Origin of the sequence: Lysinibacillus sp. FW12 (assembly GCF_050817245.1) — a bacterium.
Taxonomy (GTDB): Bacteria; Bacillota; Bacilli; order Bacillales_A; family Planococcaceae; genus Lysinibacillus; species Lysinibacillus irui.
Genome location: NZ_CP139094.1, coordinates 2,580,627 through 2,592,829, shown reverse-complemented (window position 1 = coordinate 2,592,829; position 12,203 = coordinate 2,580,627). Strand labels below are relative to the sequence as shown.

The 12,203-nt window shown below is 32.7% G+C and carries 13 protein-coding genes; 10 read left to right on the top strand and 3 right to left on the bottom strand.

Going from position 1 to position 12,203, the window contains the following annotated elements:
- The first annotated feature begins 522 nt into the window (after positions 1-522).
- Positions 523-1,194: a serine/threonine protein kinase gene (locus SJW71_RS13405; RefSeq protein WP_431811006.1), complete on the top strand. Its 672-nt coding sequence runs from the start codon at positions 523-525 to the stop codon at positions 1,192-1,194.
- A gap of 374 nt (positions 1,195-1,568) precedes the next feature.
- Here SJW71_RS13405 and SJW71_RS13400 read toward each other — a convergent pair whose 3' ends face one another.
- Positions 1,569-1,958: a spore coat protein gene (locus SJW71_RS13400; protein ID WP_274796996.1), complete on the bottom strand. Its 390-nt coding sequence runs from the start codon at positions 1,956-1,958 to the stop codon at positions 1,569-1,571.
- A gap of 760 nt (positions 1,959-2,718) precedes the next feature.
- Here SJW71_RS13400 and SJW71_RS13395 point away from each other — a divergent pair.
- Positions 2,719-3,060, top strand: a complete 342-nt coding sequence (locus SJW71_RS13395; RefSeq protein WP_431811005.1) for a hypothetical protein — start codon at positions 2,719-2,721, stop codon at positions 3,058-3,060.
- 174 nt (positions 3,061-3,234) lie between these two features.
- On the opposite strand, the gene SJW71_RS13390 is transcribed toward SJW71_RS13395, so the two are convergent.
- Entirely contained in the window at positions 3,235-3,768 is a 534-nt protein-coding gene (locus SJW71_RS13390; RefSeq protein WP_431811004.1) for a gamma-type small acid-soluble spore protein, read from the bottom strand.
- 457 nt (positions 3,769-4,225) lie between these two features.
- Here SJW71_RS13390 and SJW71_RS13385 point away from each other — a divergent pair, with 457 nt between their 5' ends.
- A complete protein-coding gene (locus tag SJW71_RS13385) occupies positions 4,226-5,122 on the top strand; it encodes a TetR/AcrR family transcriptional regulator (protein ID WP_431811003.1) in 897 nt (298 codons plus the stop codon).
- Positions 5,123-5,162: 40 nt separating this feature from the next.
- Positions 5,163-5,441 carry a hypothetical protein gene (locus tag SJW71_RS13380; protein WP_431811002.1) on the top strand — a complete coding sequence of 93 codons (279 nt, stop codon included), beginning with the start codon at positions 5,163-5,165 and terminating at the stop codon, positions 5,439-5,441.
- A gap of 4 nt (positions 5,442-5,445) precedes the next feature.
- Here the strand turns inward: SJW71_RS13380 and SJW71_RS13375 are convergent, their stop codons facing one another.
- Positions 5,446-6,099, bottom strand: coding sequence for a FusB/FusC family EF-G-binding protein (locus SJW71_RS13375; RefSeq protein ID WP_274796999.1), 654 nt, complete (start codon positions 6,097-6,099; stop codon positions 5,446-5,448).
- Positions 6,100-6,690: 591 nt separating this feature from the next.
- On the opposite strand from SJW71_RS13375, the gene SJW71_RS13370 reads away from it, so the two are divergent.
- The 6 genes from SJW71_RS13370 (at position 6,691) to SJW71_RS13345 (ending at position 12,199) form a co-directional block, all read left to right on the top strand.
- Entirely contained in the window at positions 6,691-7,224 is a 534-nt protein-coding gene (locus SJW71_RS13370; RefSeq protein ID WP_274797002.1) for a hypothetical protein, read from the top strand.
- A gap of 43 nt (positions 7,225-7,267) precedes the next feature.
- Entirely contained in the window at positions 7,268-7,417 is a 150-nt protein-coding gene (locus SJW71_RS13365) for a hypothetical protein (protein WP_312507285.1), read from the top strand.
- Positions 7,410-8,759, top strand: a complete 1,350-nt coding sequence (locus SJW71_RS13360) for an arsenic transporter (RefSeq protein WP_274797315.1) — start codon at positions 7,410-7,412, stop codon at positions 8,757-8,759. The genes SJW71_RS13365 and SJW71_RS13360 overlap by 8 nt, the downstream gene beginning before the upstream one ends.
- A 13-nt stretch (positions 8,760-8,772) precedes the next feature.
- A complete protein-coding gene (locus SJW71_RS13355; protein ID WP_274797003.1) occupies positions 8,773-9,450 on the top strand; it encodes a DUF2642 domain-containing protein in 678 nt (225 codons plus the stop codon).
- A 386-nt stretch (positions 9,451-9,836) separates the two neighbouring features.
- On the top strand, positions 9,837-11,102 hold the full coding sequence (locus SJW71_RS13350; protein ID WP_274797004.1) for an S-adenosylmethionine decarboxylase related protein: 1,266 nt from the start codon (positions 9,837-9,839) through the stop codon (positions 11,100-11,102).
- A gap of 449 nt (positions 11,103-11,551) precedes the next feature.
- Complete coding sequence (locus SJW71_RS13345) at positions 11,552-12,199, top strand: class I SAM-dependent methyltransferase (RefSeq protein WP_431811001.1); 648 nt, start codon at positions 11,552-11,554, stop codon at positions 12,197-12,199.
- Positions 12,200-12,203: the final 4 nt, after the last annotated feature.

The following is a 12,203-nucleotide window of genomic DNA, read 5'->3' as shown; positions in this document are numbered from 1 at the left end:
CCAGCTAAGTGGTAGTCAAGAAGAATGCGAAACACTCGTTTACATAGCGAGTGTTTTTTTGTTTAAGTTATTTTTAAAGAGAATAGTGAGATCTTTTGCATACAGAAATTTTCATTAAGCAAGCGACGATTTGACGGTTAAAAAGGGTCACTAGGTTTGAAGTGACATTAAACAGAAATACTAGATGAATTTTTTAGAGTTATCTACTTTGATTAAAGCAACCCCTCCACAGTTCTCGATAAATTGAGGGCAATCTAGAGCAACAATAGAAGTACATCAAATACTTTGAAAGTTTTTAATGAAGATGGTTAAGGGTAATTGTTACTGATAAAGAGGAAGAGGGGCATTGGTTCTTCTCTAGCCATTGAAGCAGTATACTTCCATAAGAAGAATGTATTTTGGAAGAATTTATCGTTTTCCTAATGTTTTGAAGTGGACGTGTAGGGAACTAAGGATATAGTGCGACATTTAGGAGATAGTATTCTATAATCCTTCTTCAATCCAAATGATGGGAGAGATAATATGGAAAACGACTGGAACAAAGCTATAGGTTCTCTTTCTCAAATAAACGTTTTTTCAAATCCAAATAACGAGCCAGTAACTATAAGTGGTGAAGCGGATGATTTGAGGTGTATCGGTGTTGGGACAGATGCGGCTGTTTTTCAATATCTTTCCGCTCCAGGTTATGCATTTAAATTATATGCCAAGGACAAAGTACACAAGGTAAAAGTTGAAGCAAATGTTTACCTAATATTAGGAGATTCACCTTTCTTTTCAACATATTTTGCATCATCCGACGAATACCTTGTTTTAAGTTATGAAAAAGGAAAAACGCTATTTGACTGCATTCTACAAGGTATTCATATTCCAGAACAGGTTGTAAATGAAGTGGAGGCTGCAAGAGAATATGTCCGGATGAAGGGCCTTAACCCTCGTGATATTCATTTAAAAAATATTTTATTACAAAATGGCAGAATTAAAATAATTGATGTCTCTGAATACACCCAACCAGGCAATGATTGTCGATGGGAGCATTTAAAAAAAGGATATGAGCAATACTATCATCTAATAGACGGAAATTCTGTGCCGTTCTGGTTAGTAGAAACGATTCGAAAGTGGTATAACCTGCGGGGAAAAAATACTTCATATGAAGAGTTTACAAAAAATATTTTAAAACTATTGTATAAAAAATAATTGACTACTAGATGGTTTCATTTTTGAAGCGCTACTCACACCGGGTAGCGTATTTCTATTAGGAAGAGAGACTAACAACATCAACAATTCATAAAACTGTAAATACATTATTGGCATTACCTTTTATATATTTTATACATATAATTAAAAGAAGCCGTAGCGTTTATAGACGCTACAGCTCTCGAAATTTCAAGCTTCTTGGTGGCAAGTTTGTATATAGAAAATGTAAAGCAAGGATGATGGACCCTTGCCTTACATCATTTTCACTATGATGAATAATAATAATTTTACTTAGGCAAGCAGCGAAGATTATAAGATAATTAATTTAAAGCCTTCCCACAGAAAATCGACTCCAACTTTATCTGGTGGAAATATTAATTAATGAAATTTTGAGGAATACATTCATGAACACCAGAATTTCTCAATGAGTTAAATAAAGCTGCACCGATTCTTAACATAACAAAGTTATCAGTGCCATTTTCTAATTCATATATCACAAAGTAAGAATTATCGACTGTAAAAATACATTTTCGTTCTAATTCAAATCCAGGTGGTACAGGAGGAAGATTAAAACGTGGTACAACTACAGGTGTATCTCCTTCATCTCTTATAAAATTGAAAGTTTGTTCGTCAATTTCATAGATATTAACTGGATCAATCTCCACACCTTTTTCTGGAATTGTGATTTCGTCTTCAACTAATAGGAAAAAGCGTTCGTTTCGAAAATTGAAAATGCCTCTCGCTCCAATTTCAAATGTTGCCATTTTATATTCACCTCCTCTCTTATAAATAAATTATTCATATCGAATACAGTTATATAGACAATAAGGAAGGTGGAGTGAAAAATATGTTCAATACAGATATTAGCCATTATAATACTAGACCGATGTCTATCCTATAAGACGTATATGAATAAAGTAACGATAAAAGGGTCACCCGGGATAGTGGTGACCCTAAGTAAAAATTCGGGAGGTCTCAAGTTAAACCAGTTTAGCTTAACACTATTATTTATATGCTAAGTACACTTGGGATTTATAGTTTATTGCCCTTTGATAATAAATGGTCAAGTAATCACACCTTTAAATGCATCTGATGTTCTTACTTTAAGAAATATTGATGACAGCCCAAAACCTTTATTCAATGGAAATGTAGGCATTCCGGCTGTTATCAGCACGTCTATTGTTATTTTGATTAGTGTAAGGGTTTTATAGTAGATCTAGAGTATGGGTCTAGAAGAGGTAAAGCTCAATTATTTTAGATTAAAACTTCTCGACGTATTTACCAAAATAAAAGAGGTATCTATTTTAATCCTCATTAGATATACCATGTAATTGTAAAGCTATTATAAGTTGCTTAAAGTTATTTAGGTTGATGTCGTTTCAGTAGGTGGTAAGCAAGATTATGTGATCAAAATACTTGATTTACGAGGAAATACAGAATAATATTGGAATATTTGGATAGGTATGAAACAAATGGACGGGAATATCGTTAATGTATTAAACGAGGTTATTTTGGGAGTGTGGAATGGATCATAAGTTAATGTCTAAATATTTATCGTACATAGTTTATTTTGTAATAGGACTTATTTTAACTTATTGTATGCAATGGGTAACAGTGCTTTTTATGGGCAGTGTAAGGTTTACAGCTGCAGATAGTTATCCAGGAGATTTGAGTACTCTTTCTTTAGTTGTATGGAGTTTTTTGTTTTCAATAAGTCATTTTGTAGTTTTGACAATATTTTCTTTATTATATAAATTTCTAGTATCTGTTTTTAAAATTAAGTTTCAAACCAAAATTGCGTTGATGTTTCATGCTTTTGTTACAGGCTGTTTAATAATGTATTTTATAAATGTTTTTTTACACTAAGTATCCTCTTTGGTGGATGCTTTTTAGTTGTGTCAAAAAGGATGTAAAGGACCAATATACGAATGGTATTCGATCATGAAGAAACGACGATACATGTACTTCAAAGGATTGTGCATACTTTTAATAGGAGTTCCTTGGAAACAAAAAAACCGGCAGTGGTTGCCGGTTGTGGAGCTATTGATTATTTGTATTATTTTCGTTTGCAAAACGACCAGAAGCAAATTTTTTGTTCGCTTCCGCTTGTTGGATTTGTTGTCTGATTTGATTTACATCAGTTTCTCTCCCAAATTCAACGTTCATGGAATTCATTGCATTTCTTGAACCAGAAGCTTGTTGTTTGTTCGCTTCTGCTTGTTGGATTTGTTGTCGAACCTGATTCACATCAGTTTCACTACCAAATTCAACGTTCATGGAATTCATTGCATTTCTTGAACCAGAAGCTTGTTGTTTGTTCGCTTCCGCTTGTTGGATTTGTTGTCGAACCTGATTCACATCAGTTTCACTACCAAATTCAACGTTCATGGAATTCATTGCATTTCTTGAACCAGAAGCTTGTTGTTTGTTCGCTTCCGCTTGTTGGATTTGTTGTCTAACTTGGTTCACATCAGTCTCATTCCCGAATTCAACATTCATTGAATTCATTGCATTTGGCGTTGCATTAGGAATTTTAGAGCTGAAGTTTTGGTTGTTGTTATTATTTTTTGCCATTGAAAATCACCTCCTGAAAATTAGTTTGACCAGAAGGTGCTTTAGTATCCGTAAATTTTAAAAAAACTTGGTCGAAGTAAATGGCAGGTAGATTTCTTCTAAATGACTACCTCATATGGAAAATTAACCAAAACTTACAGTGAGGAAGTGATTTTTATGAAATTTGGAAGGAAAATAGCTTCAAATTTGTTGATCATTTATTTTTTCGTTTTTTTAGCATATCGACTATCTTTTCATTCTCATCTACATTCAATTATATAGTTTGTGGCATAGGGATGATTATGGCAATTTTTCTACATATGTATTTTAAATGTACTAATCAAAATAATTAATTCCTAATTAAATGATGAAATGAGGGAAGGTATGATAGATCAATTAAAACTTACATACATAGAGGATGTTGAGAAATCCAGTTTTACTAGTATAATTGGAATAGGTTTGGAGATTGGAGAAATGTATGAAAGATCGTAAACAAGTAGTCATCGAATCAACAATACAGTTATTTACGGAAAAAGGTTATCAACATACCTCTGTGCAAGATATTTTAGATAGAGCCAATATTTCAAAAGGGACATTTTATAATTATTTTTCATCAAAGAATGAATGTTTGAAGGCCGTTTTAGAACAAAATCGGCGAGAGAGGGATGTTTTAAAAGAGGAAATTCTTGTTGGACAGAAAATGAATGATGTCGAAATTTTGGTTGATCAGTTAATGGCTTCATTAAGAATTAAGGAAAAATATAATTTAATGCCATTATTTCGTGAAATCTCTTTTTTACATGATGAAGAGTTACAAAAAATTCTTGCGGATCATCGTTTCCATGAAATCACATGGTTAAAAAATAGATTGTATGATATTTATGGCGAGGACGGAAAGCCTTATTACTATGAATGTGCCGTAATATTTTTCGGTACATTTCAATACTTGTCTTTTTACTGGAATTTAGCAACGAATACGACGATCGATATCAAAAAAGTAATCTGTAGATCATTAAGATATGTAGAAAATTTCCTTCCAGAGATGATAGCATGTGGTGAGGTATTTTTAGATCCAAGAGATATGTATTTGATCGAAAGTGAATTCGAAAACAAGATGGTAACGAAAGACATGATACTAGAGAAGTTGGGGAAGTTTGATAAAAACATGTCGACTGTCGAGCTTCCCCAACAATCCATCGAACTAACTTCTTTGCTTTTAGAAGAAATGGGTCGGGAAAAGCCTAGGATTAGTGTGTTAGAAATTATGCTAAAACCATTTCGTAATGCATTTACTGACACAATCTATACTGTCGAGGCTGAAGAGATAGCCAATATTTTTTGGCTCTATATAAAAATGCAAAAAAATAGATCGTGATGAAAGATGAATGCACTTAAAACAATTTAGGATGTCTAATGTGGGGAGTCATAAGGCTTCTTTTATTCAGTTGAGATTAAGTGTAGAGAATGGCTGGTTACCAGTGATAGCTATATATATGATCCTATTTGTGCTTTATCACAATAAATTACAATTTACAGGATTTTATGAAGGTCCAAACCAGCAAAAGCTACCACATTCAATATCAGTCACTTTCCTTATGACCTTTCCTGCATTATTTATCGCTACACGCATAGTTGAACCTATGACCATACAAAAGGCAGAAATGTTGCATACACAACATTTCTGCCTTTATTAATTCGCTATTTTTGTGTAATACGTTCGAAAAATTCGTGAGTTCTGTCCATATCTGTGACATGCTCATTACATGTTTTACTATCGGCGCAAATGTAATTACTATGGTTGGTAAATGTGCCTACCACTTGGCCTTTAATGGACGTTGTAAATAAGCCGACATCTGAATGACGATTACAGATGGCGCATATACCACGCACAGTGTTGTTGGCAAATATGCCCTTAATGCCTTTTAGCTGTCCATTTTGTTCAAGAACAACATATTTACGATGTGTTCCTGGATCATCCCAAGCAAGATAGCAAATTTGTTGAAAATCCAGTTCTTCTAAATTTGGTAACTTTAGCTTTTTTTCTTTTTTAAATAGAGCCTTGAGCGTGCTGGCTGTCACTGGCTTGAACGGGATGACATATGGTTTTAATTGTTCTAAAAATGCATCTCCCTGCGCACGATCTGTCACAGCAAATAGCTGTTCAATTAATTTTAATTCCTCGGCGGAAAGCTCTAATTTAGTTGTAATTTCAGTATCAACAAGCCCACGTACGGCAAGAATAACATTTTTATCCTTTGTTGTCGTAAGGGCATGTAAAATTTTATTTAACTGTTGTTCTAGTAAATGATAATTTGCGACCGTTAAAAACGGCTGAATTGTTTGGTTTTCCATTTGAAATCTCTCCTGATTCTTAGGCTATTTTGTTAATCTATGGCCTAAAGAGATCATTCAATTTTATGTTATTCGTATAACTTAAACTAGACCTCTTTGACCTAAAGAAGTCGTTCTAGAGCAAGCATTACAAGTGAATGCTATCATTTCGATCCCTCCTTTAAAGATAACATTGATTATATAAGGTTTATTTAAGATTACATAATAAATTGAATTTAACGAGGACCCATAAACTACCCATCTTTATTTTTAGCTCTTTCTTCAATCATTTGGATCTCATAAGTACCTCTCTTTATATATTACCATGTGTATGACTTATTTGCTTTTTAAAAATCTACTTCGCGCAAAGGAATGTCATATCCCTTTATTTATTTTAACAAATTTTAACCAGAAACTCGATAATGAAATTGCTTTTTTATTGAAGCAATTAAAGACAGCGTTGATAACTACACCATTGCCAAAATGGATGTGAGAAATATGAACTGGTAAGGGAGTTCAAAGTATATTTTTACCTACTTAGGCATTTCCAATAAGGTATTTATCGGAGCACACATATAGATAGCAAGACAATAAAAATAGGAGGCTAAAATAATGAACAGAAATCTGCTTATTTCATTAGTTGACAAAGTTGTTAGGGTTGATAGGGGAGGTCCAGAATCGCGTATTGGCAAGTTATTGACAGCAGGTGAGGATCATTTTGTTTTACTAACAGAAAAAGACGGTATTGTTTATTATAAAACGCAGCACATAAAAAGTATTACGGTCAATTCAAGAGATGGAATGGAATTTAAAGTTGAAGATCCAGAAGATGATTCCTACTTACTCCCAACTAATTTTAAAACAGTTGTTAGTAATTTTCTACATCAATGGGTTAAAGTAAATCGTGGTGGACCAGAAATGCTAGAGGGCATAATGGAAGAGGTCACTGATGATTATATTACCATTTTTTCAAAAGATGAAATTATCCGCCTTGCCATGTATCACGTTCGTAATATTAGTTTAGGTACTAGTAAAAAAGAAGAGGAAAATAAAAATGAAGGAAATAATGAAACAACAAACAATAATACTACCAACAATAATAGCGTAAACAATAAGGGAAGAAATGCAAGAAATCGAAAAAGATAATACTCTTTTGTACAAAGCCTAGCTAAAGAAAGGAGGAAGGAATGTGATTATGCTCCTTTACTTCTCTATCGTTGGTGGATTATTTTATAAATTATTTCTTAGGAAACCTGACGAACGTAGCAAAGAAATTACAATCAATCCTACCACATCAACCATTACTAAACATAAGGCGGCTGATGTGAATGTTGGATAGTTCAATTACTATCATGTTGGTTGTTTTTATTTTAACTATAATATTCATGCTGTGGAGACCATTTGGAATAAATGAAACTATTCCAACAACGATCGGTGCAGTGATTGTGTTGATGACAGGTATTGTATCTTGGAACGATGTCCTAGGGATATTGGGTATTGTCAGTGGTCCATCACTGACAATACTTTCAACGATCATGATGTCAATTGTACTTGAAAGTATAGGATTCTTTCGTTGGATTGCTTATAACATCGTCATTAAATCTAAGGAATCTGGTATTAGACTATACGTGTATATTATTTTGCTATGTTTTTTAATGACTATGCTTTTTAATAATGATGGAAGTATTCTCATTACAACGCCCATAATTATACACATAGTCAAGCTCCTTCGTTTTAAACCTCATCAAGCATTACCCTATTTAATTTCAGGTGCACTTATTGCCACAGCTGCTAGTGCACCTATTGCTGTAAGTAATATCTCTAATCTGATCGCATTAGAGATTGTTGGTCTTAGTTTAAATAGTTATGTGGAAATGGTATTTATTCCATCAATGATTGGTATCATAACTATTACGTTTTTATTATATTTCTATTTTAAACGATCTATCCCTAAAAGAACTAAGGCTCTACCAATCAATGTTAATACAAATGAACAGCTCTTGTATTCGCATCCGCTAGATATTCGTACAGACTATGTAACGATCGATTGGAAAATGTTTAGAATATGCTTAATTATCGTTGTAGCAACAAGGGCAAGTTTCTTTGCACTATCCCCATTAGGTATTCCAATAGAATGGATTGGTTTATTTGGTGCTGCCATTTTAATTACAGTTAGATGGCTTAGAATGAGAACAGGACTAACAGATATCATTAAAAATTCGCCATGGTATATTTTTTTATTCGCATTTAATATGTATGTGCTTGTGTATGGTCTTAAAAATGTGGGACTGAATGATATTATCATAAAAACTTTTAAGACATCAGTAGAACATGATATTTTAAACGCAGCCATGATTATGGGGCTATTATCTACATTCCTGTCAAATGTCTTTAACAATCTTCCTACAGTGATGATCGGTACATTGTCCATAATGGAGATGGGACTTGACCCTTTATACTTACAAGTAGCTTATTTAGCAAATGTGATAGGTAGTGATATTGGTGCATTATTAACCCCAATTGGTACATTAGCAACGCTCATTTGGATGTTTATTTTAAAAAGACATGGAATCCTTATTACTTGGGGAAATTATTTAAAAGTTACAATCCTTGTTGTTCCAATTGGGTTAATTGTAAGCTTATTTAGTCTATATTTATGGGTTGCCTTAATATTTGAATAGAGGAGGGGAGACTTTGAAGAATTTGATTCAAGATTTTGATAAAGAAATCGTTAAATTAGAAGTAACAGGGAAAAAAATACTCAAAGGAATCATAATTGATAGCAGTAGTGAATTAGTTGTTTTATTTAACGGTAAAGAATTTTTTTATATTCCTTTTAATCACATTCATGAGATAAAAATAGATGATGTTAATGAAGATGGACTTAAAATTCCTTCATCTATAACACAGGATAAAATATTTAACGATTCAAATGAAGAAATGACGTTTGCAAAAGTTCTAACAAAATCTTTAGGGACATTTTTAGAAATTCAGGTGTTAAATAATCAGCCATTCCATGGATATATCTCCAGTATTTTAAATGATTATATTGTATTTCAATCTCCCGTTTACAAAAAAATGTATATTCCCATTAAACATATAAAAACAATCGTACCTTATAGTCACCAACAGAAGCCGTATCAACTAACAGATGATGAATTTTTAATTACTGCATGTAACGAACATTTCCCAAGTACTTTTGAGGCTCAAATTGGAAATTTAAGAAATAAACTTATAGTATTAAACTTAAGTGAAAAAAACAATTTTACAGGGAAAATAACTGAAATAAAAGGTTCAATTATCCAATTTCAAACTGCTAAGGATATCGTCTATTATAATCTCCAACATATAAAAACTATTCATACTCCATGATGCTTCATTGTTTTTTGTAGGATAAATACAATAGTTTTTATGCAATTGAATTCAATCATATCAAAATAAGAATAATATAAGAGTAAAAAAACAAACGAGAGATAATTTTTCTTGGACTACACAAAATTTTGTATTCTGTGTGGTCTTTTGTATTTTATTTTATCAATACATTTGGTTTATACATTTAGATAATGTAACAGGTCAATAGACTCACAGCACTATAATGGGAAATTGATTAAGGTAATATGATGCGATAATTACATAGGCATGCATTAATTAAGCTATTTAACGAAAGTGAATGTTTTATTGAAATTAGTTGTTTCATACAAGCATACTCATTCGAAAATTCATAAGCTATGTTAATTATAAGAAAAGGATGTAATGCCGTGGAACAACTTAACCAATATTCTATCACTATCCTTGGAAGTAAGGGCGGTGTTGCTAAGTCAATACTATCTATTCTTAATCATTCCGCTATAGATAAAAACGATCCTATCCATCATGTTATTACAAGTTCGAAACTATTTCTAATAGATATCGAACAAAATCCATTAGATTATTATGATACTTTGTTTCCACATTTAAATGATAAAATTACCCTCTTACAATTTGACCTAAGTGACACAGCTAAGTTTACTGAACATCTACAATCAACAAATACAAAATTAGTTATTGATGTATCCTGGGCTGATACAATTGACATGCTACAATGCTGTAATAAACTGGGTGTTCATTATATTAACTCCGCTTTAGAAAATACTGCGGTAGATCTGGATGAGAGTTTATATGGTTTCCCCTTGACTGAACGCTATTATCGATTTGAAGATATAAAAGAAACACTTACTAATACAAGAGCGATTATTGGCTCAGGTATGAACCCGGGAGTCGTTCAATGGATGGCATTTAAGTTATTGGAAGATCATGCTGATAACAAACCATTAGCTTGTTACATTATTGAACATGACAGCTCTTTCTATAAAGACAAAACGCTTATTCAGCCTAAAACTATTTATTCTACTTGGTCTGTTGAATGTTTTCTGGATGAAGCAATTTTAAGCTATCCAATGTTTGTCCACCACCATTTACCATTATACTTATACGATGACGTCTATGCTTCTGAATTTAAGGTGAAATTGGGGGAAAAGGAATTTTACGGTTGTCTTATGCCTCATGAAGAAGTACTGACATTAGGTGAAATATATGATTTTGAAATAGGATTTATCTATCGAGTCAATGAATATACAACCGAATTAATTAGAAAAAATCTAGATAATGTAGATGATCTTTGGGATTGGAAGCAAAAACTGATTGACCCATCTGATGGAGAGGTGGAAGGAGAGGACCTTGTTGGTGTTCTATTAGTATACAGTGATAAGGAAATTTATATGTATAACTCGATGAAAAGTAGTGATATATTCCCAAAATATAAAACTAGCGCAACTTACTTTCAAGTAGCTTGTGGAATATATGCAGGGACTGCGAGTTTAATGTTAGATAATGTTCCTTTAGGTGTATACTATGTCGATGAATTATTATTAAATACACAAAGTGATTATGGAAAATACTTGAACTATTATATGCAGAATTTCGTCTATGGTGAAAATAACAGTTCGGATGGTTTATTACATCAAAGGATGAAGAGAATTGAATAATCACTAACATACAAATGATACGCTAGACAAGATAAATAATCTTGTCTAGCATATTTTATAAATTATTTAAAGTTTACCTTTTGGAGAATATAACATTGAATTTGAAAAAAATACTACATAAAAATGCAATTTTCTTCTACTTACTTTGTATGAAATTGCTCCAGATTAATAAGGCCAAGTTATGAACAAGGCTGCTCTTATTAAAGTGGTCAATAAAAAAATAGCGACCAAAAATGATGCAATATCCAATTACAAATTGAATGAACTCTAAAGGGCTACTTCAATCATTTGATAAATGATAAAGTTCGAATTATTTTCTGAATTGTTCGATATACAAAAAATTGGTATAATAGCATGAATTGGTTAAAGAAGGGAGCGTTTTTTATGAAACAGACTACAAATCGTACAATAACAAAGGCTTGGAGAATGTATCAATTGTAGGAGGCACTATGATATTAAATAAACAGGGATTCGATTTATGGGCGGATGATTATGATCAAACCGTTCAACTAAGTGAGGAAAACAATCAATATCCATTTGCAGGCTATAAGGCGATATTAAATAAAATTTTTAACGAAGTAATGGACGTTCCAGCTTCGACTGTTTTAGATATAGGCTTTGGAACAGGCATTTTAACTGCCAAGCTTTATGAGCATGGCCATAAGATCAATGGCTTCGATTTTTCTTCTAACATGATAGCTATTGCGAAAGAAAAAATGCCACAGGCTAATTTAATCGAGTGGGATTTAACGAAAGGGTTACCTACCGTGCTGTTCCAGCAGTCATATGATGCCATTATTAGTACCTATGCGCTCCATCATTTTACAGATGAGCAAAAGGTGTCGTATATTACCCAATTATTAGAGCATCTAAAGCCCAATGGTAAAATGTTAATTGGCGATGTTGCCTTTAACACAAGGGAACAGCTAGAACAATGTCGACTGGATAGCAAAGGCTATTGGGATGATGGTGAATTTTATTTTGTCCACGAGGAGCTACAAGCTTTATTGCAGGATAGTTGTCAGCTAACATTTGATCCGATATCACACTGTGGTGGAGTTTTTGTCATTACAAACCATGTTAAGGACAATGGTTAAATGC

Coding starts and splice junctions, on each gene's coding strand:
- SJW71_RS13405 (WP_431811006.1), top strand. CDS start 523: ATGGAAAACGACTGGAACAAAGCTATAGGTTCTCTTTCTCAAATAAAC.
- SJW71_RS13400 (WP_274796996.1), bottom strand. CDS start 1,958: ATGGCAACATTTGAAATTGGAGCGAGAGGCATTTTCAATTTTCGAAAC.
- SJW71_RS13395 (WP_431811005.1), top strand. CDS start 2,719: ATGGATCATAAGTTAATGTCTAAATATTTATCGTACATAGTTTATTTT.
- SJW71_RS13390 (WP_431811004.1), bottom strand. CDS start 3,768: ATGGCAAAAAATAATAACAACAACCAAAACTTCAGCTCTAAAATTCCT.
- SJW71_RS13385 (WP_431811003.1), top strand. CDS start 4,226: ATGAAAGATCGTAAACAAGTAGTCATCGAATCAACAATACAGTTATTT.
- SJW71_RS13375 (WP_274796999.1), bottom strand. CDS start 6,099: ATGGAAAACCAAACAATTCAGCCGTTTTTAACGGTCGCAAATTATCAT.
- SJW71_RS13370 (WP_274797002.1), top strand. CDS start 6,691: ATGAACAGAAATCTGCTTATTTCATTAGTTGACAAAGTTGTTAGGGTT.
- SJW71_RS13345 (WP_431811001.1), top strand. CDS start 11,552: ATGATATTAAATAAACAGGGATTCGATTTATGGGCGGATGATTATGAT.